The sequence below is a fragment of the Pseudomonas sp. GW821-FHT04D07 genome (assembly GCF_059420225.1).
This window is the reverse complement of the sequence record NZ_JBWKTH010000001.1, coordinates 269,169-287,467: the sequence shown is the minus strand read 5'-3', so window position 1 is coordinate 287,467 and position 18,299 is coordinate 269,169. Positions and strand designations below refer to the sequence as shown.

Here is an 18,299-nt window from a genome sequence, read left to right as displayed (position 1 = left end):
GTGGGAGTCGGTGCTCTTAAGCGCCCCTTCGCGGGCAAGCTCCGCTCCCACAGGGTCTGTGTCGTGCACAAATTCCAGGTTTGACACAGGCCTTGTGGGAGCGGAGCTTGCCCACGAAGAAGGCGCCTCGCTCTCAAGCAGTAACCGGCACCACAGCCGGCGCATCCGCCAGCATCCCCTCGCGCATACGCTGCGCATCCTTGCTGAAACAGCGCGCCGCCTGGAACAGGAACGCCAGCGTCAGCAACAAGGCGCCCGGAATCAGGTACATCGCGTCATGCAGCCCGACGGCCTTGAACGCCTCGCTCATCTGCTCGGCTCCCGCCGCCAGCATCGCCGCATGGGCGAAATGATCGGACAGCAAACCCACCACCACCGGCCCCAGGCCACCCCCCAACAGATACAGGCCGGCAAAGTACACGGCCATGGCCGTCGCCCGCAGCCGCGGCTCGACCACGTCCTGAATCGCCGTATAAACACAGGTGTAGAAGTTGTAGGCAAACAGCCAACCGACACTGAACACCGCGACGAACACCCCGATCTCGATCCGCCCGGCATGCAGTGCCCAGGCCGTGGTCAGCGTCGAGATCACCAGACTCACGGCGGCGAACAACAGCCGGCCATTGGCAATGCGCTGGTGCAATTTGTCCGCGACCCAACCGCCCAGCGTCAATCCAAGCAAGCCGGTGACCCCGACGATCAAACCGGTCGCCACCGCGGCTTCCTGCAACGGCATGAGGAAGTAGCGCTGCAGCATCGGCACCAGAAACGAGTTACAAGCGTAGGTGGCAAAATTGAAGGTCAGCCCCGCCAGTACCAGCCAGAGAAACGTCGGGATCGCCATCAACCGACGCACCGGACGGTCGACCTTCTCCTGGGACACCTTCACCGTTTCCGCCGCACCGCGTTTCGGCTCCTTGATAAAGAACATGAACCCCGCCAGCAGCAACCCTGGCACCGCCGCGATAAAGAACGGTGCACGCCAGCTGTCGAAGGCCTTGACCATGGCGCCGGTGGTAAAGAATGCCAACACCAGTCCCAGCGGCAAGCCAAGCATGAAGATGCCCATGGCCCGCGCCCGACGATGCGCCGGGAACAGGTCGCCGATCAGCGAGTTGGCCGCGGGTGCATAAGCGGCCTCGCCGATCCCCACCCCCATGCGCACCAGCAGGAAGGTCGCGAAACTGCCCACCAGGCCGTTCGCCGCCGTCAGCCCACTCCAGACCGCCAGCCCGCAACCCATCAGCTTGCTGCGCGAACCGTTGTCGGCCATCCGCCCCAAAGGCAGGCCGGCAATGGCATAGACAATGGTGAACGCGGTGCCGATGATGCCGATCTGGAAATCGCTCAGGTGCCATTCCATGCGGATCGGCTCGATGATGATCGCCGGCAGGGTGCGGTCGTAGAAATTGAAGAGGTTGGCGAGGAACAACAGGAACAGAATGCGCCAGGCATTCGCCGCTTGGGTCGAGTTCTGCATGGGGGTCCGTCTCTTTTATTGTTATAGGGGCTTGCCCGCCAGACGCGTTGAGCCCGGAACCTTCAATCTAGTGAGCGGCGCCTGGACTGTCTGCCACCATTCGTGGCGCTGATACCCGGCAATGCCCTGCCCAGGCACCTGATCGCGGCGACACAGGCGACCGCGGCGAAGGTTATGCAAAAAATACCCTCCAAAGCCCGGGCCGAAGCCTAGAATAGCCGCCGATGACCTCCCCCCACTTCCTCCGTGACCTTCCATGCCCGACGCTAATCCGTGTCTGAATTGTGGTGCCTGTTGTGCGTACTTCCGCGTGTCCTTCTATTGGGGAGAATGCGCCTCGGCCGGTGGCCTGGTGCCCGACGAACTGGTCACCCAGGTCGGCCCCAACCATGTGGCCATGCTCGGTACCGAATGCAGCTCGCCGCGCTGCACCGCACTTGAGGGCGAAGTCGGCCAGCAGGTCAGTTGCTCGATCTACCACCAACGCTCAAGCACCTGCCGGGAATTCGAGGCTTCGTGGGTCGACGGCGTGCACAACGAGTACTGCGACAAAGCCCGCGCGGCTGCCGGACTGCCACCGCTGGAGCCGGAACAGGCCGAGCGCTTAATACCCATCGCTATTTAGATCATTTCCAAATCATCGGCCTCACTCTGCCAGGCCCCCCTTGCAGCCTGGGGTGAGCGTCTATAGTCCAACTCAACCAGCGCCGGCAATTCCCCAGCACTGCGTTCAGTGCGCTGATAGTACAAAATTCATAAAAAGTTCCCCGCCAATTAAAGAACGCCATTTTTTGGCCGATGCTTCGGTAATACAAGCAAGGCTCTCCCCTAGGAGCGCCTAGGGATAGACCCTATCGCTCAGGCCCATATCGCGAGGTACAGTCGCGATCTCTCACTCCGTGATGGCGCGTTGATATCCTTTCGACCGCCGAACCAGACCAGGCAAATGGCGCACAATGACCTCTAAAAATACTCCAGCCAACGTAGTATCCGATCTGACGTTGCCACCGGTCGCGGAAAAAACCTACAAGGCCTACTCCACTCCCCGTCCGCTGTCGACTCAGCAGTACCTGTACTTCACCGAAACCAACACCGACCGCATCCTCGACAACCTCGACGGCCTGCGCGACATGGTGTTCCCCCGCTCGCCCCATACCGAAGGCGAAAGCGAGGCGCGCCGTGAGCAGGAATTCCCCTCCGTGTGCCTGATCGGCCTGGGTCGCTGCGGTTCGAACATTGCCCTGGACGTCGCGGAACTGGTGTACAACGCCCGCAAGTTCTACCTCAACGAGTTCAACAACGAAGACAAGGTCAGCGACAAGGGCTACCGCCCGGCGCAATGGATCCGCAACAACCTGCGCCTGGTGCAGAACAAATCCGCCAAGCCGGTGTTCCTGGTGGAACCCCTGGTGATGCTCGGCGACCTGGACAAGGACATCGCCGGGCGCATTCGTTTCTCGCGCAAGGGCGAAAAAAGCGGCTTTATCCGCGACTACAGCAAGATGAAGATCATGGACCTGTCGGAAGTCCATGCCGGTGGTGCGGGCAACGCGCCGATCCTCGGCCAGTACCTGGCCAAGATCATCCTGAACAAGGACACCCAGCGCTTCTCCAGCCCCGACTGGAAGATGATCCACTCCTACCTGATCGACTCCTGCGGCATCAAGGCCAACCAGTCGCGCCTGTACTTCTCGATCTTCAGCGCCGGCGGCGGTACCGGTTCAGGCATGGCCTCGGAATTCGGCCTGGCCCAGCAATACTCCTACATGAACAAAACCTTCGACACCAAGCCAGCCGACGAGCACGACAGCAAGAGCGGCCACTCCTTTGTGTTCGAACCGATCTTCACCAGCGGTATCTGCGTACTGCCGAACATTTCCGATCACCGCAGTGAAATGTCCGAAGCCCTGCACATCAACGCCGGCCGCCTGCTCTGCAAGTACCTGTCCGAAGAATGGGACTTCTCGTACAACTTCGACAATGACGACAGCAGCGAAGCCAGCGTCATGGGGCGCATTCGCCCGTGGAACGCGATGATGCTGATCTCCAACGACATCATGCGTTATGCCGAAGAGAGCGATGACGGCAACATCCAGAACATTGATGTCAATGCCATGGAGAAGCACGCCAACCAGTACATCTCCCAGCAGATCTTCAACATTCTCACTGCCCAGGCGGTGACCACCGACTACGACCAGAACTATTTCCGGCGGGCCGGCATCGACATCGGCGAGACCATTCGCCTGGATGCCAACGACCTGTTTATGAGCCTGGCTGGTCCCGTGGCCATTGCCTACGCCGAATCCGTGGTACCAGAACAGCCGACGCCCACTGGCGACAAGTTCAAAGTGTTCGAGAAAGAGCCCCAACGGCTGAACATCGACGACCTGTTCTTCCGCTCCATCGACCTACCGCACTTCAACAAGGTGACCCAGGCAATCGAAGGCATCAGCCTGCTGCCCATCGAGTCCAAGCGCTATCGCGCGGCCCTGGATCAGTACAAGACCTCGGGTTACGACGCCGCGGCGCTGCACGACCTGCACTTCTTCAAAAACTGCTCGTCGGTGGTCTCGATCGTCTCCCTGCCCAAGGACTACAAACTGTCCTATATGGACCTGAACCGGCTCAAGACCCACCTCAACAGCCTGTTCCCCAACACCACGCTCAAGCGCTACGCCCTGGTCATCGGCGCCTCGGCGAACCTCTCGCTGACCACCCTGATCGCCAAGAGCCCGTGCCTGTCGGACGATTTCCTGACGCTGATCGTGGCCTTTATCAAACGCTGCTTCGCGCGTAACCCGTACCGTTTCGACGATACGCTGGACAACGCGATGCTGGACTTCATCACCCGTGATGAGTTCGATGAAGACAGCCTCGACGAATTGCTCAACGAATTCGAAAACCCGGCGAAGATCCTCGACACCAACTGGTACGCAATCAAGCCGATGTACGAGAAGAAGTACCGCGAGCTGATCAACGACAAGGAAAAGTTCGTCTCGATCAACGATATCCGTCTGTCCCGCGACTGCGTGAAGAAGGCCATCAAGTACCTGCGCGAGATCTACCGTCACCGCATTGGCAAGACCAAGGTCATTTCGCTGAACAACCACACGGGCAAGACCGAGTACTGAGCACAGCCCTAAGTGTAGGAACCGGCTTGCCGGCGATTGCGATGTGATATTCACCACCGCTATCGCCGGCAAGCCGGCTCCTACAGGACAGCGTCGTATTCGAGAGAATCCGAAGTGACCGGACGATTGTAGATTTTCTCTACGGGCAAACTGCCATTACTGCGCAACGCAGTTACGGACCTACACACCGCCCGGCTATAAACGCACAAGGGTTATGCGCAATTACGGTGCACTGAATTATTTTGTTGCTCTTTCCTGGACCATCACCCAGGGCGAAACCACCACCGCCCACAGCGTCGGATCGCGCTCGAATAGATCCAGCGCCCGCGATTCAGACACCTTGCCCAGCTCCCCGCTGTCCAGCCATGCGGCGACTTTTGCGGCCTGGTTCTCGGCCACGGCCTCGGCGGCGGCGATCAGATCCAGTGCCGGCTCGACCCACAATAGGGCACCCCGGGCAAAGAACGGTTGCAGCTCTTCCCAGCGAATAGATGCGGTTTCACCAAGCAGTTTGGCATAGAGGGTGCTAGGTTCTTGAATCATGGGGGTCCACCTGAGAAAAAATCGGCGCAATGATAACGTCGAGACTCGCTTGGAAACACCCAGATGAAACTGAAGGGGTGATCGAGGGGATGGAAGGCGCCAGGGATTGCAGCTGAAAGCCAGCAACATCCAGATAAAAATCTGCATGACAATCTGCCGCTATTCTGTCTTTTTCTTTCACTTAGGCGACATATCTCGATTTTGCCTCCGGCTGCCCGCTATCCAATCGATGAGGGCGCACACTAAACTGTATCGGTACAGTTGCCGGAGCCAGAACCGGGATATCGGCGTTAAATCTGACCCGGTCCCACAGCCCCGGCCGTAGGACTCTAAAAACTACAACAGCAAGAGTGGAGCACTAATGACTAAGCAGATTTCCAAACTGTTCGCCGCTATGGTTCTGGCCGGTATTGCCAGCCATTCTTTCGCTGCAGACACCATCAAGATTGGTATCGCCGGCCCGAAAACCGGTCCTGTGACCCAGTACGGTGACATGCAGTTCATGGGCGCGAAACTGGCCATCGAACAGATCAACGCCAAGGGCGGCGTCGACGGCAAGATGCTCGAAGCCAAGGAATACGACGATGCGTGCGACCCTAAACAGGCCGTAGCCGTGGCCAACAAAGTGGTCAACGACGGCGTCAAGTTCGTAGTCGGTCACCTCTGCTCCAGCTCCACCCAACCGGCTTCGGATATCTACGAAGACGAAGGCGTGATCATGATCACTCCGGCCGCCACCAGCCCGGAAATCACTGCTCGCGGCTACAAAATGGTGTTCCGTACCATCGGCCTGGACAGCGCCCAGGGCCCTGCCGCCGGTAACTACATCGCCGATCACGTCAAACCGAAAATCGTTGCGGTCCTGCACGACAAGCAGCAATACGGTGAAGGCATCGCCACCGCGGTCAAGCAGACCCTCGAGAAGAAAGGCGTGAAAGTGGCCGTCTTCGAAGGCCTGAACGCTGGCGACAAGGACTTCTCCTCGATTATCCAGAAACTCAAGCAAGCCAACGTCGACTTCGTCTACTACGGCGGCTACCACCCGGAACTGGGCCTGATCCTGCGTCAGTCCAAGGAAAAAGGCCTGAACGCCAAGTTCATGGGTCCGGAAGGCGTCGGCAACGACTCCATCTCGCAGATCGCCCAGGACGCTTCCGAAGGTCTGCTGGTGACCCTGCCGAAGTCCTTCGACCAGGATCCGGCCAACAAGGCCCTGGTAGATGCATTCGCGGCCAAGAAACAAGACCCGACCGGCCCATTCGTGTTCCCGGCCTACTCGGCTGTGGAAGTCATCGCCGAAGGCATCAAGGCCGCGAAGAGCGAAGACACCGCCAAGGTGGCCGCCGCCATCCACGCCGGTACCTTCAAGACCCCGACCGGCGAGCTCTCCTTCAACGAGAAGGGCGACCTGAAGAACTTCAAGTTCGTGGTCTACCAGTGGCATTTCGGCAAACCGAAAACCGAAGTATCCCCTCAGTAAGTCAGGCCTGACCGGTCAAGAAGCCCACTGTGCAAGCAGTGGGCTTTGTTTTACGAGGTTTATGGGCCTGACACCCGCGATCCGGGAGCTGGCTCACCTGAAAATCTTAAAACCGTCACCAGCGGTTCGCTGGCAAACGCTCGTGCCGACGTGGCCACAGACCACGGCAGCGGGCCGGAATATGACTCCACCAGTGAAATGCGTATCGGGTTTTTAGGAGCGCTGTAATGCCTGAGATCTATCACTTCTTCCAACAGCTGGTTAATGGTCTGACCATTGGCAGCACCTATGCCTTGATTGCCATTGGCTACACAATGGTTTACGGCATTATTGGAATGATCAACTTCGCCCATGGCGAGGTGTACATGATTGGTTCCTACGTGGCCTTCATCGCCCTTGCCGGGCTGGCCATGCTGGGTATCCACTCCCTGCCGCTGTTGATGACCGCCGCGTTTATCGCAACGATCGTCGTGACCAGTGCCTATGGCTACAGTATCGAGCGCGTTGCCTATCGCCCCCTGCGTGGCAGCAACCGCCTGATCCCGCTGATTTCCGCCATCGGCATGTCGATTTTCCTGCAGAACACTGTACTGCTGTCCCAGGACTCCAAGGACAAGTCCATCCCCAACCTGATCCCGGGGAGTTTCTCCTTCGGTCCAGGCGGCGCAGAGGAAGTGCTGATTTCCTATATGCAGATCCTGGTATTCGTCGTCACCCTGGTGGCCATGACCGGACTGACGCTGTTCATCTCCCGTTCACGCCTGGGCCGCGCCTGTCGCGCCTGCGCCGAAGACATCAAGATGGCTAACCTGTTGGGCATCAACACCAACAACATCATCGCCCTGACCTTCGTCATCGGCGCCGCCCTCGCGGCGGTCGCAGCCGTGCTGCTGAGCATGCAATACGGCGTGATCAACCCCAACGCCGGTTTCCTGGTGGGCCTCAAAGCCTTTACCGCGGCAGTCCTGGGCGGCATCGGCAGTATTCCGGGCGCCATGCTCGGCGGGCTGGTGCTGGGGGTGGCCGAAGCCTTTGGCGCCGATATCTTCGGCGACCAGTACAAGGACGTGGTGGCATTCGGTCTTTTGGTTCTGGTGCTGTTGTTCCGGCCGACCGGCATCCTGGGCCGTCCGGAGGTTGAGAAAGTATGAGCAAATATCTCAAATCGGCGCTGTTCAGCGCCTTGCTGGTCTGGGCCGTGGCCTTTCCGGTGCTCGGGCTCAAGCTGAGCATCGTCGGGATCAACCTCGAGGTGGAGGGTACGGGTCCCGTCACCCTCGGCGTCATCGCCCTGTGCTCGGTCCTGATGTTCCTGCGGGTGCTGTTCAGCCGGCAGTTCAATGCACTGTTCAAGTCATCCCGTGGCCCGCTGGTCTCGCCCAAGGTCGGCCAGTTCCTGACCCTGCCGAGCACCCAGCGCTGGATCATCATCGCGCTGATCGCGACCGCGTTGATCTGGCCGTTCTTCGGCTCGCGCGGCGCGGTCGACATCGCCACCCTGATCCTGATCTACGTGCTGCTGGGCCTGGGCCTGAACATCGTGGTCGGCCTGGCCGGCCTGCTCGACCTGGGTTATGTCGGCTTCTATGCGGTGGGTGCCTACACCTACGCGCTGCTGTCGCACTACTTCGGCTTGAGCTTCTGGATCTGCCTGCCGCTCGCCGGCCTGATGTCGGCCAGCTTCGGCTTCCTGCTGGGCTTCCCGGTCTTGCGCTTGCGTGGTGACTACCTGGCCATCGTGACCCTGGGCTTCGGTGAAATCATCCGGCTGTTCCTGCGTAACCTCACCGGCCTCACCGGCGGTCCCAACGGCATCAGCAACATTCCCAAGCCGACCTTCTTCGGACTGTCGTTCGAGCGCACTGCCGCCGAAGGCATGCAGACCTTCCACGAGTTTTTCGGGCTGACGTACAACCCGGTGAGCAAGGTGGTGTTCCTGTACCTGGTGGCCCTGTTGCTGGCATTGTTCGCACTGTTCGTGATCAACCGCCTGCTGCGCATGCCCATTGGCCGTGCCTGGGAAGCGCTGCGCGAAGATGAAATCGCCTGCCGGGCACTGGGTCTGAATCCCACCGTGATCAAACTCACGGCCTTCACCCTGGGCGCCTGCTTCGCCGGTTTCGCCGGCAGCTTCTTCGCCGCGCGCCAAGGCCTGGTGACGCCGGAGTCGTTCACCTTCATCGAGTCGGCGATCATTCTCGCCATCGTCGTGCTGGGTGGCATGGGCTCGCAACTGGGGGTGATCCTCGCCGCCGTGGTGATGATCCTGCTGCCGGAACTGATGCGTGACTTCAGCGAATACCGCATGTTGATGTTCGGCGCCCTGATGGTGCTGATGATGATCTGGCGTCCACAAGGTCTGCTGCCCATGCAACGTCCTCACATGGAGCTGCGTAAATGAGCCGTGAGATCCTCAAAGTAACCGACCTGAGCATGCGCTTCGGTGGCCTGTTGGCGGTCAACAGCGTGGCCCTGACCGTCCAGGAAAAACAAGTAGTGGCCTTGATCGGCCCGAACGGCGCCGGCAAGACCACGGTGTTCAACTGCCTGACCGGTTTCTACAAGCCGAGTGCCGGCAGCATCCTGCTCGACGGCCAGCCGATCCAGGGCCTGGCCGGCCATGAGATTGCCCGCAAGGGCGTGGTGCGGACCTTCCAGAACGTGCGTCTGTTCAAGGACATGACCGCAGTGGAAAACCTGCTGATTGCCCAGCACCGGCACCTGAACACCAACTTCCTCGCCGGCCTGTTCAAGACCCCGGCGTTCCGCAAGAGCGAACGCGAAGCCATGGAGTACGCTGCGTATTGGCTGGACAAGGTCAACCTGACCGAGTTCGCCAACCGCCCGGCGGGCACCCTGGCCTATGGTCAGCAACGTCGCCTGGAAATCGCCCGCTGCATGATGACCCGCCCGCGGATCCTCATGCTCGACGAGCCCGCGGCCGGTCTGAACCCGCGGGAAACCGACGACCTCAAGGCGCTGATCAGTGTGCTGCGTGAAGAACACAACGTCACGGTGCTGCTGATCGAGCACGACATGAAGCTGGTCATGAGCATTTCCGACCATATCGTCGTGATCAACCAGGGCACACCGTTGGCCGACGGCACGCCACAACAGATCCGCGACAATCCCGAAGTGATCAAAGCCTACCTGGGGGAAGCGTAAATGCTGCAATTCGAAAACGTTTCCACCTTCTACGGCAAGATCCAGGCCCTGCACAGTGTCAATGTGGAGGTTCGCCAGGGTGAAATCGTCACCCTGATCGGTGCCAACGGCGCGGGTAAGTCGACCCTGCTGATGACACTCTGCGGTTCGCCGCAGGCCCACAGCGGCAGTATCCGCTACATGGGCGAAGAGTTGGTGGGGCAGGAATCTTCGCAGATCATGCGCAAGAGCATCGCGGTGGTGCCGGAAGGCCGTCGGGTGTTCTCGCGCCTGACCGTGGAAGAGAACCTCTCCATGGGTGGTTTTTTCACCGACAAGGGCGATTACCAGGCGCAGATGGACAAGGTCCTGGGACTGTTCCCACGCCTCAAGGAACGTTTCAACCAGCGCGGCGGCACCATGTCCGGCGGTGAACAGCAGATGCTCGCCATTGGCCGGGCGCTGATGAGCAAGCCGAAACTGTTGCTGCTGGACGAACCGTCCCTGGGCCTGGCCCCGATCATCATCCAGCAGATCTTCGATATCATCGAACAGCTGCGCAAGGACGGTGTGACGGTGTTCCTGGTGGAACAGAACGCCAACCAGGCGCTGAAAATCGCCGACCGTGCCTACGTGCTGGAAAACGGCCGAGTGGTGATGGAAGGCAGCGGCAACGACCTGCTGACCGACCCGAAAGTGCGTGAGGCGTATCTGGGCGGTTGATCCGCCCAGCGGCCAAAAAAAAGAAGCCCCGACCTGTTCGGGGCTTTTTCTTTTTAAAGAAACCTTAATTTTTTTCCAACAGGCTGTAACAAATCCTGCCGATGCCGCTCAAGTAAGGCAGGAAGGCAATGAAACCCACCCCACAACTGCTTCCCAACCTGACAACAACTGGAGATCTACCATGAGCGCCACTACCCGCACCCTGTCCGCCGCCACCCTGGCCCTGGCCCTCGGTTCCGCCCTGAGCATCGCCGCATTGCCGATGACCGCCCATGCCGCCGATGATATGGAAAAATGCTTCGGCGTCGCCATGAAAGGCAAGAACGACTGCGCCGCGGGCGCCGGCACCACCTGCGCCGGCACTTCGACCAAAGACTTCCAGGCCAACTCCTGGAAGTCCGTGCCAAAAGGCACCTGCTTGAACACGAAAAGCGAGACCTCGCCTACCGGCAAAGGTCAGTTGCAAGCCTTCACCCCCAAGGCCTGATCAACCAGAACCCCGTCACCCGCCAGCCTGAGCGCCGAAGATGCCCATGTCACTGCGACCCGCCCCCCTTCACCGCGCTCAGGCCGTTGTACCTGGGCTCCCGCCCCGCGCCGGGCTGGGGCTCAAGACCGAACACTTTCAAGTCGTACTCGAAACGCGTCCCGACCTCGGTTTTTTCGAGGTCCATGCCGAAAACTACATGGTCGCCGGCGGGCCGTTTCATCATTACCTGGGTTTGATCCGTGAACAGTATCCGCTGTCGCTGCACGGGGTCGGCTTGTCCATTGGCGCCGAAGGCCCGCTGGACCACGAACACCTCAAGCGCCTGGCGACACTGATCGAACGCTATCAACCCCAGTCCTTTTCCGAACACCTGGCCTGGTCGACCCACGGCCCGGTGTTTCTCAACGACCTGCTGCCGCTGGCCTACGACCAGGCCACCTTGCAACGGGTCTGCGAACATGTCGACCAGGTGCAAAGCGCCTTGAAGCGGCCAATGCTGCTGGAGAATCCGGCGACTTACCTGCAATTCCAGCGCTCGACCCTGGATGAGGCGGATTTCATCAGCCAAATCATCCGTCGCACCGGTTGCGGGCTGCTGCTGGACGTGAACAATGTCTACGTCTCCAGCATCAACCACCAGCGCGATCCGCTGGCCTACATCGAGGCGCTGCCACTGCACGCCGTGGGAGAGATCCATCTGGCCGGTTTTGCCGAAGATGCCGACAACCTCGGCGACCGGCTGCTGATCGACGATCATGGCGCGCCGATCGATCAGGCGGTCTGGGCCCTGTATCAGCAGGTGTTGGCGAAAATCGGGCCCATGGCGACCCTGATCGAACGGGACAACCAACTCCCCGCCTTCGCCGTGCTTCTGGCTGAAGCCGGCCAAGCCCAGGGGCTGCTGGACCGGAACGAGGTGCCAGCATGAGCGACCAAGCCACCTTCAGTGCCGCGCTGCTCGACCCACAACGGCCCTGTCCACCCGGCCTGTGCAGCCGCAATGGGGCCGATCCGGCCAGCCGCTTCGCGGTGTATCGCAACAATGTCCAGAGTTCGCTGATCAATGCCCTGGCGGACAGCTACCCGGTGATCAGGGTCCTGGTCGGCGATGAGTTCTTCCGCGACATGGCCGGCCTCTATATCCGCGATTTTCCGCCCATCAGCCCGATCCTCAACGACTACGGCCAGGACTTCGGCAGCTTTATCCAGGGATTTGCGCCTGCGGCGAGCGTGCCTTATCTGGCCGACGTGGCCCGCCTGGAGCGGCTGCGGATCAACGCCTATCACGCCGCCGATGCGCGCCCCTTGAGCCCGGAGCAGATTGGCCTCCACCTCGCCGCCCCCGAGGCCCTCAGCCGCCTGCGGGTTCGCCTGCATCCCAGCCTCGCCGTGCTCGATTCACCCTATGCCGTCGTGTCGTTATGGGAAGCCCATCAAGGTGAAGGCCAGCTGGAACAGATCGACCCGACACAGGGCGAAGCCGCGCTGGTCCTGCGCCAACACTGGCAAGTCGAGGTATTCAGGATCGATATCGGCACCCTGGTATTTATCCAAAGCCTGCAAAACGACTGTCCGCTGGAGTTGGCCATTGCCTACGCTTATGACGCCAGCGAAACGTTCGATCCGAGCCATGCCCTTGCCCTGTTGATTCGCTACAGCGCCATCATCCACCTGTACTCAGAAGAAAAGGCCCGCCCATGAACATCCGCACTGAACCGCAGAACCCCGTTGCGCGCCTGATCGGGCGGATCATCCAGCTCTTCGAGATGATTCCCTACAGCCTGATTGCCTTTGTCGCCCGCTTCTCCATCGCGGCCGTGTTCTGGAAATCCGGCCAGACCAAGGTCGAGGGCTTTGCCGTTGACCTGATCTCCGGCACTTTCGATATCGGCGTGCCGCGCCTGGCCGACTCCACCATCCCGTTGTTCGCCAGCGAGTACAAGGTGCCGCTGCTGTCGCCGGAGATTGCCGCCCATCTGTCCGCGTTTGGCGAACACTTTTTCCCGGTACTGATCCTGCTCGGTTTCGCCACGCGCTTCTCGGCACTGGCGCTGTTCGGCATGACCCTGACCATCCAGCTGTTCGTCTACCCGGGCGCCTACCCGACCCATGGCACCTGGATGGCGATCCTGTTGCTGTTGATGGCCAAGGGGCCGGGGGTGTTTTCCATTGATCAACTGATTGCCAGGCGTTATCGCTGAAGCCGCGCCAACGCCTCGCTGCTGCGCTTGAACCAGCCGACCAGATAGTCGGCGAGTACTTGCGTACGCCGAGGCAGGCCACCCTGGTAAGGGTGCACCAGGTACAACGGCATATCGCGGGTGCGGTAGTCGCGCAACAGCCAACGTAGACGCCCGTCGGCCAGTTCCGCAGGCAGGACGTAGGACGGCAGGCGGGCGATGCCCGCGCCCACCAGCGCCGCCTTCTTCAGCAGATTGTAGTGATTGCTGGCGAAGGGGCCCGCTACCCGCACCCGCAGGAGCTCATGTTCACGGTGGTATTGCCACTCCTCACGACCGCTGTAGTGGCTGTTGAGCAGACAACGGTGGTTCGCCAGCTCCTGGGGCGTCTGCGGTTCACCGTAACGCTCCAGATAGGCCGGACTGGCGCAGGTCAGTTCGTTCATCACCAGCAATGGCCGCGCCACCAGCCGTTCGTCACTGCCGACCTCGGTACGAATGGCCAGGTCGAAGCCCTCCCGTGCCAGATCGCGGAAACCATTGTTCAGGTCCAGTTCGATCTGGACATCGGGATAATCCCGGGAAAACTCCAGCAGCAGACCATCAAAGAAGGTTTCCCCGAGGGACACCGGCACGGTCATGCGCACGGGCCCGGCGATGTCGTCCTTGAGCCGGGCCAGGGCCTGATGCGCCCGCTCCACTTGTATCACCAACGCCTGGGCCTGGGGCAACAAGGCCGCACCGGCGGCGGTAAGGCTCAGGCGCCGGGTGGTGCGGTGCAACAACACCACGGCAAACTGTGCCTCCAATTGACTGATGCGCTTGGACAACTGCCCCTTGCTGCAACCTAATTGCTGGGCGGCCAGGGTAAAACTGCCCGCCTCGACCAACACGGCAAAAGCCGCCAGATCATCCATATCACTCATGGATTGTTTCCAAAAGAAAACCAAAGGTTGCCTATTAGTGCGCTTATCAGCAGGAAAATCCACTCTAGACTGAAGGCTCAATCACCCACTGGAGGAACCGCATCATGAAAATCCTATTGATTGGCGCCCACGGCACCATTGGCTCGGCCGTGGCAGAGGAACTCGGCCAGCGTCACCAGATCATCAAGATCGGTCGCAGCAGCGGTGACCTGCACGTGGACATCAGCGACAGCACATCGATTCGCCAGCTGTTCGAACAGACCGGCAAGTTCGATGCGCTGATCTGCGCCGCCGGCAACGTAAACTTTGTCCCCTTGGCCGACATGAGCGAAAAGGACTTCGCCCTCGGCCTGCAAGACAAACTGATGGGCCAGGTCAACCTGGTGTTGATCGGACGGGAATATGCCAATGACGGTGCCTCGTTCACCCTGACCAGCGGCATTCTGAACCGCGACCCGATCCGCACCGGCGCCTCGGCAAGCCTGGTCAACGGCGCCATCGACGGCTTCGTCAAGGCGGCGGCAATCGAACTGCCACGCGGTCTGCGGGTGAACTCGGTAAGCCCGAACGTGCTGGTGGAAGCCATGGGCAGCTATGCGCCGTACTTCCGTGGATTCAAACCGGTACCAGCGGCGGACGTGGCCTTGGCCTACGCCAAGAGCGTGGAAGGCTTGCAGACCGGTCAGACCTACTACGTCGGTTGAGTGCCCGCGAGTTTTTTGTCGGCCTTTAGGGCCCTTTCGCGGGCAAGCTCCGCTCCCACGGATTCTCGGTCGTACACAGACTTGAGGTTCGACACGAATGACTGTGGGAGCGGAGCTTGCCCGCGAAGAGGCCCCTAAAGACGCCACAAAACCTGGAGACTGGCGCCAAGGCTTGTGCAGCCCTCCCGGCCTGAGTAACGTGGCGGCACTTGCCTGGAGACCCCATGATGCGCGCCGCCCGTTCCTTGATGATTTTCGCCCTGCCGCTGTTCGCCGCCGGTTGCCAGATGCTTGCGCCAGCCACCTCGCCATCCACGGCGGGCCTGAGCCGGATGCAAGGTGAACTCGCCAGCGTCAACGGCAAGCTGATGTTCCAGCCCTGCCAGGAACAACGCCGCTATGTCGTCAGCGACAGCGGCAACACCAGCGTCCTGCAGCAGGCCGCAAGCCTCTCCGGCCCCTCGGGCAAGCTGTTCGCCGACCTGCGCGGACGGTTTTCCTCCAGCACCGCCGATGGCAGCGACGGCCAGTTGAACCTGCAACAGTACTATCGCCTGGAACGCGGCACCGGCAGTTGCAACGATCCCGACTTCAAATTCCAGACCGTGATTGCCAGCGGTCACAACCCGGACTGGAGCCTGAAGGTCGGCGGCAACGGCATGATCCTGCAACGCGAAAACCAGCCGCCCCTGGCCCTGCCTTACCTGGAAGAACAACTGGGTGACGGACGTTTCAGCCTGAGCAGCGAAGCCAATTCCCAGCGCATCGAGTTGTGGGTCGCGCCGCAGTCCTGCGTCGACAGCAGCACCGGCAGTGTGCGCCACCTGAGCGCCGAACTGCGGGTCAACGGCCAGGTCCAGCGCGGCTGCGGCTATTTCGGCGGCGCGCGTAACGACTGATTCGACGAGCTGCTGTTTTAGCCTCACGGAATCTGGCCGTTGGGGCTTATAATCGCCGGTTTGATGTAAAGCCGGCGCGCCCGCGTGGCCCGCACACTGGACCCTGTCATGTTACGAATCACCGAACTCAAGCTGCCAATCGACCATCCCGACGAAGACCTGCGCCCGGCCATCGTCCAGCGCCTGGGCATCGCCAGCGATGACCTGCTCGATTTCACCTTGTTCAAGCGCAGCTACGACGCCCGCAAGAAATCTTCCGAACTCTGCTTCATCTACACCATCGACCTCTCGGCCCGTGGCGAAGACGCCCTGCTGAAAAAGTTCGCCGAGGACCGCAACATCAACCCGGCCCCGGACGTCAGCTACAAGGTGGTCGGCCAGGCCCCGTCTGATCTGCAGGAACGTCCGCTGGTCGTGGGCTTCGGCCCCTGCGGGATCTTCGCCGGGCTGCTGCTGGCGCAGATGGGCTTCAAGCCGATCATCCTCGAACGCGGCAAGGAAGTCCGCGAGCGCACCAAGGACACCTGGGGCCTGTGGCGCAAAGGCGTGCTCAACCCCGAGTCCAACGTGCAGTTCGGCGAAGGCGGCGCCGGGACCTTCTCCGACGGCAAGCTCTACAGCCAGATCAAAGACCCGAACCACCACGGCCGCAAGGTCCTGCACGAGTTCGTCAAGGCCGGCGCGCCGGAAGAAATCCTCTACGTCAGCAAACCGCATATCGGCACCTTCCGCCTCACCGGCGTGGTGGAGAACATGCGCCAGCAGATCGAGGCCCTGGGCGGTGAAGTGCGCTTCCAGCAGCGAGTCACCGATGTGCTGATCGACGCAGGCCAACTGACCGGCGTACAACTCGACAGCGGTGAACAGATCAACTCCCGGCACGTGGTCATGGCCCTGGGCCATAGCGCCCGCGACACTTTCCGCATGCTCCACGGCCGTGGCGTGTACATGGAAGCCAAGCCATTCTCGGTGGGTTTCCGCATCGAACACCCGCAATCGCTGATCGACCGCGCGCGTCTGGGCAAGTACGCCGGGCACCCGAAACTCGGCGCGGCCGACTACAAGCTGGTGCACCACGCCAAGAACGGGCGTTCGGTCTACAGCTTCTGCATGTGCCCGGGCGGCACTGTGGTGGCAGCGACCTCCGAACCGAACCGGGTGGTCACCAACGGCATGAGCCAATACTCGCGCAACGAGCGCAACGCCAACTCCGGGATCGTCGTCGGCATCACCCCGGAAGTCGACTATCCGGGCGGTCCGCTGGCCGGTATCGAGTTGCAGGAGCGCCTGGAGTCCCACGCCTTTATCCTCGGTGGCAGCAACTATGAGGCTCCGGCGCAACTGGTCGGTGACTTTATCGCCGGCAAGCCTTCCACCGCCTTGGGCAGTGTGGAGCCTTCCTACAAGCCGGGGGTGGCCCTGGGCGACCTGGCCCTGGCCCTGCCGGACTTCGCCATTGAAGCCATTCGCGAAGCCTTGCCGGCGTTCGAGCGGCAGATCAAGGGCTATTCCCTGCATGACGCGGTGCTGACCGGGATTGAAACCCGCACCTCCTCGCCCCTGCGCATGACCCGTAACGAGTCGATGCAGAGCCTGAACGTCAAGGGCCTGTTCCCGGCGGGTGAAGGCGCCGGTTATGCCGGCGGAATCCTCTCGGCCGGTGTCGACGGTATCCGCATTGCCGAAGCCGTGGCCCGGGATATGCTGGGGATCGGGGCCTGAGGGGCCGGACCATGACCTACAACGTGTCGCCCATCGGTTTCGTGCGCTCCTGCTTCAAGGAGAAATTCGCCATCCCGCGCCAGCCACAGCTGGCGCCGGCCGCGCGCGGCGTACTGGAACTGGTCGCGCCATTCGACCAAGGCGAGGCCGTGCAAGGACTGGAACAGGTCAGCCATGTCTGGCTGTTGTTCCTGTTCCATCAGGCCCTGGAAGACAAGCCACGGTTGAAGGTGCGCCCGCCACGCCTGGGTGGCAACCAGTCCATGGGCGTCTTCGCCACCCGGGCGACGCACCGGCCGAACGGTATCGGTCAGTCGGTGGTCAAGCTGGACCGGGTCGAAGCCCAGCGCCTGTGGATTTCCGGAATAGACCTGCTGGATGGCACGCCGATTCTCGATATCAAGCCGTACGTGCCCTACGCGGACATCATTCCCGGCGCCGTCAATGGTATTGCCAGTGCCGCGCCGGCGCTGATTCCCGTGCTCTGGACGGACAACGCCCGGCAACAGGCCCATGGCCACGCACAGCGCCTTGAAGAGCCCCTGGTCGAACTGATCGAGCAATGTCTGGCCCAGGACCCGCGTCCGGCCTACCAGACACCGACACCCGATCGGGAATACGGCGCCCAGTTCTGGGACCTGGATGTGCGCTGGCATTACCCCGAAACCGGGACGATACGGGTACTGGAAGTGATCCCCGTCCGATAGAAACGCCAGAAACGCAAAAGCCCGCGTTGCCTTCTCAGGCAACGCGGGCTTTTTGTTTCAACGCGGACGCTTTTTTCTGTGGGAGCAAGCTTGCTCACGATGAACGATAACGCGGTGTACCTGATAAACCGCGTTGTCTGCATCGCCAGCAAGCCGGCTCCTACAAATAA

Annotated in this window: 18 protein-coding genes; 15 read left to right on the top strand and 3 right to left on the bottom strand. The window is 61.0% G+C overall.

Annotated features, from left to right (window positions below; genetic code table 11):
- Positions 1–133: 133 nt before the first annotated feature.
- A complete protein-coding gene (locus tag AC07T0_RS01310; RefSeq protein WP_494999493.1) occupies positions 134–1,480 on the bottom strand; it encodes a spinster family MFS transporter in 1,347 nt (448 codons plus the stop codon).
- A gap of 256 nt (positions 1,481–1,736) precedes the next feature.
- On the opposite strand from AC07T0_RS01310, the gene AC07T0_RS01305 reads away from it, so the two are divergent.
- A complete protein-coding gene (locus AC07T0_RS01305) occupies positions 1,737–2,105 on the top strand; it encodes a YkgJ family cysteine cluster protein (protein ID WP_494999492.1) in 369 nt (122 codons plus the stop codon).
- Positions 2,106–2,436: 331 nt separating this feature from the next.
- On the top strand, positions 2,437–4,611 hold the full coding sequence (locus AC07T0_RS01300; RefSeq protein WP_494999491.1) for a hypothetical protein: 2,175 nt from the start codon (positions 2,437–2,439) through the stop codon (positions 4,609–4,611).
- Positions 4,612–4,848: 237 nt separating this feature from the next.
- On the opposite strand, the gene AC07T0_RS01295 is transcribed toward AC07T0_RS01300, so the two are convergent.
- Complete coding sequence (locus tag AC07T0_RS01295; RefSeq protein ID WP_494999490.1) at positions 4,849–5,154, bottom strand: DUF2288 domain-containing protein; 306 nt, start codon at positions 5,152–5,154, stop codon at positions 4,849–4,851.
- Between the two features lie 361 nt (positions 5,155–5,515).
- Between AC07T0_RS01295 and AC07T0_RS01290 the strand changes: the two genes are divergently transcribed.
- From AC07T0_RS01290 to AC07T0_RS01250, 9 genes are all read left to right on the top strand, one after another.
- Positions 5,516–6,634 (top strand): branched-chain amino acid ABC transporter substrate-binding protein, encoded by a 1,119-nt coding sequence (locus AC07T0_RS01290; protein ID WP_494999489.1) that lies wholly within the window; start codon positions 5,516–5,518, stop codon positions 6,632–6,634.
- 227 nt (positions 6,635–6,861) lie between these two features.
- A complete protein-coding gene (gene livH / locus AC07T0_RS01285) occupies positions 6,862–7,785 on the top strand; it encodes a high-affinity branched-chain amino acid ABC transporter permease LivH (protein ID WP_494999488.1) in 924 nt (307 codons plus the stop codon).
- Entirely contained in the window at positions 7,782–9,035 is a 1,254-nt protein-coding gene (locus AC07T0_RS01280) for a high-affinity branched-chain amino acid ABC transporter permease LivM (RefSeq protein WP_494999487.1), read from the top strand. Before livH ends, AC07T0_RS01280 begins: the two co-directional genes overlap by 4 nt.
- On the top strand, positions 9,032–9,799 hold the full coding sequence (livG, locus tag AC07T0_RS01275) for a high-affinity branched-chain amino acid ABC transporter ATP-binding protein LivG (protein ID WP_494999486.1): 768 nt from the start codon (positions 9,032–9,034) through the stop codon (positions 9,797–9,799). Before AC07T0_RS01280 ends, livG begins: the two co-directional genes overlap by 4 nt.
- On the top strand, positions 9,800–10,501 hold the full coding sequence (locus tag AC07T0_RS01270) for an ABC transporter ATP-binding protein (RefSeq protein ID WP_494999485.1): 702 nt from the start codon (positions 9,800–9,802) through the stop codon (positions 10,499–10,501).
- 181 nt (positions 10,502–10,682) lie between these two features.
- The gene (locus AC07T0_RS01265; protein ID WP_494999484.1) at positions 10,683–10,988 is read left to right on the top strand and encodes a BufA1 family periplasmic bufferin-type metallophore; all 306 of its coding nucleotides are present in this window, start codon (positions 10,683–10,685) and stop codon (positions 10,986–10,988) included.
- 46 nt (positions 10,989–11,034) lie between these two features.
- Positions 11,035–11,919 (top strand): MNIO family bufferin maturase, encoded by an 885-nt coding sequence (gene bufB / locus AC07T0_RS01260; RefSeq protein WP_494999483.1) that lies wholly within the window; start codon positions 11,035–11,037, stop codon positions 11,917–11,919.
- Positions 11,916–12,692 (top strand): HvfC/BufC N-terminal domain-containing protein, encoded by a 777-nt coding sequence (locus tag AC07T0_RS01255; protein WP_494999482.1) that lies wholly within the window; start codon positions 11,916–11,918, stop codon positions 12,690–12,692. The genes bufB and AC07T0_RS01255 overlap by 4 nt, the downstream gene beginning before the upstream one ends.
- Complete coding sequence (locus AC07T0_RS01250; protein WP_494999481.1) at positions 12,689–13,192, top strand: DoxX family protein; 504 nt, start codon at positions 12,689–12,691, stop codon at positions 13,190–13,192. Before AC07T0_RS01255 ends, AC07T0_RS01250 begins: the two co-directional genes overlap by 4 nt.
- Here AC07T0_RS01250 and AC07T0_RS01245 read toward each other — a convergent pair.
- Positions 13,183–14,097, bottom strand: coding sequence for a LysR family transcriptional regulator (locus tag AC07T0_RS01245; RefSeq protein ID WP_494999480.1), 915 nt, complete (start codon positions 14,095–14,097; stop codon positions 13,183–13,185). The genes AC07T0_RS01250 and AC07T0_RS01245 overlap by 10 nt on opposite strands.
- Positions 14,098–14,201: 104 nt before the next feature.
- Between AC07T0_RS01245 and AC07T0_RS01240 the strand changes: the two genes are divergently transcribed.
- The 4 genes from AC07T0_RS01240 (at position 14,202) to tsaA (ending at position 18,129) form a co-directional block, all read left to right on the top strand.
- On the top strand, positions 14,202–14,801 hold the full coding sequence (locus AC07T0_RS01240) for a short chain dehydrogenase (RefSeq protein ID WP_494999479.1): 600 nt from the start codon (positions 14,202–14,204) through the stop codon (positions 14,799–14,801).
- A 224-nt stretch (positions 14,802–15,025) separates the two neighbouring features.
- Positions 15,026–15,700 carry a COG3650 family protein gene (locus tag AC07T0_RS01235; protein WP_494999478.1) on the top strand — a complete coding sequence of 225 codons (675 nt, stop codon included), beginning with the start codon at positions 15,026–15,028 and terminating at the stop codon, positions 15,698–15,700.
- A gap of 108 nt (positions 15,701–15,808) precedes the next feature.
- Entirely contained in the window at positions 15,809–17,422 is a 1,614-nt protein-coding gene (locus tag AC07T0_RS01230) for an NAD(P)/FAD-dependent oxidoreductase (protein WP_494999477.1), read from the top strand.
- A gap of 11 nt (positions 17,423–17,433) precedes the next feature.
- Entirely contained in the window at positions 17,434–18,129 is a 696-nt protein-coding gene (gene tsaA / locus AC07T0_RS01225; RefSeq protein ID WP_494999476.1) for a tRNA (N6-threonylcarbamoyladenosine(37)-N6)-methyltransferase TrmO, read from the top strand.
- The last annotated feature ends 170 nt before the right edge of the window (positions 18,130–18,299 follow it).

What these genes read in the sequence shown, in the direction of transcription:
- AC07T0_RS01310 (WP_494999493.1), bottom strand. Translation starts at nt 1,480, where the DNA reads ATGCAGAACTCGACCCAAGCGGCGAATGCCTGGCGCATTCTGTTCCTG.
- AC07T0_RS01305 (WP_494999492.1), top strand. Translation starts at nt 1,737, where the DNA reads ATGCCCGACGCTAATCCGTGTCTGAATTGTGGTGCCTGTTGTGCGTAC.
- AC07T0_RS01300 (WP_494999491.1), top strand. Translation starts at nt 2,437, where the DNA reads ATGACCTCTAAAAATACTCCAGCCAACGTAGTATCCGATCTGACGTTG.
- AC07T0_RS01295 (WP_494999490.1), bottom strand. Translation starts at nt 5,154, where the DNA reads ATGATTCAAGAACCTAGCACCCTCTATGCCAAACTGCTTGGTGAAACC.
- AC07T0_RS01290 (WP_494999489.1), top strand. Translation starts at nt 5,516, where the DNA reads ATGACTAAGCAGATTTCCAAACTGTTCGCCGCTATGGTTCTGGCCGGT.
- livH (WP_494999488.1), top strand. Translation starts at nt 6,862, where the DNA reads ATGCCTGAGATCTATCACTTCTTCCAACAGCTGGTTAATGGTCTGACC.
- AC07T0_RS01280 (WP_494999487.1), top strand. Translation starts at nt 7,782, where the DNA reads ATGAGCAAATATCTCAAATCGGCGCTGTTCAGCGCCTTGCTGGTCTGG.
- livG (WP_494999486.1), top strand. Translation starts at nt 9,032, where the DNA reads ATGAGCCGTGAGATCCTCAAAGTAACCGACCTGAGCATGCGCTTCGGT.
- AC07T0_RS01270 (WP_494999485.1), top strand. Translation starts at nt 9,800, where the DNA reads ATGCTGCAATTCGAAAACGTTTCCACCTTCTACGGCAAGATCCAGGCC.
- AC07T0_RS01265 (WP_494999484.1), top strand. Translation starts at nt 10,683, where the DNA reads ATGAGCGCCACTACCCGCACCCTGTCCGCCGCCACCCTGGCCCTGGCC.
- bufB (WP_494999483.1), top strand. Translation starts at nt 11,035, where the DNA reads ATGTCACTGCGACCCGCCCCCCTTCACCGCGCTCAGGCCGTTGTACCT.
- AC07T0_RS01255 (WP_494999482.1), top strand. Translation starts at nt 11,916, where the DNA reads ATGAGCGACCAAGCCACCTTCAGTGCCGCGCTGCTCGACCCACAACGG.
- AC07T0_RS01250 (WP_494999481.1), top strand. Translation starts at nt 12,689, where the DNA reads ATGAACATCCGCACTGAACCGCAGAACCCCGTTGCGCGCCTGATCGGG.
- AC07T0_RS01245 (WP_494999480.1), bottom strand. Translation starts at nt 14,097, where the DNA reads ATGAGTGATATGGATGATCTGGCGGCTTTTGCCGTGTTGGTCGAGGCG.
- AC07T0_RS01240 (WP_494999479.1), top strand. Translation starts at nt 14,202, where the DNA reads ATGAAAATCCTATTGATTGGCGCCCACGGCACCATTGGCTCGGCCGTG.
- AC07T0_RS01235 (WP_494999478.1), top strand. Translation starts at nt 15,026, where the DNA reads ATGATGCGCGCCGCCCGTTCCTTGATGATTTTCGCCCTGCCGCTGTTC.
- AC07T0_RS01230 (WP_494999477.1), top strand. Translation starts at nt 15,809, where the DNA reads ATGTTACGAATCACCGAACTCAAGCTGCCAATCGACCATCCCGACGAA.
- tsaA (WP_494999476.1), top strand. Translation starts at nt 17,434, where the DNA reads ATGACCTACAACGTGTCGCCCATCGGTTTCGTGCGCTCCTGCTTCAAG.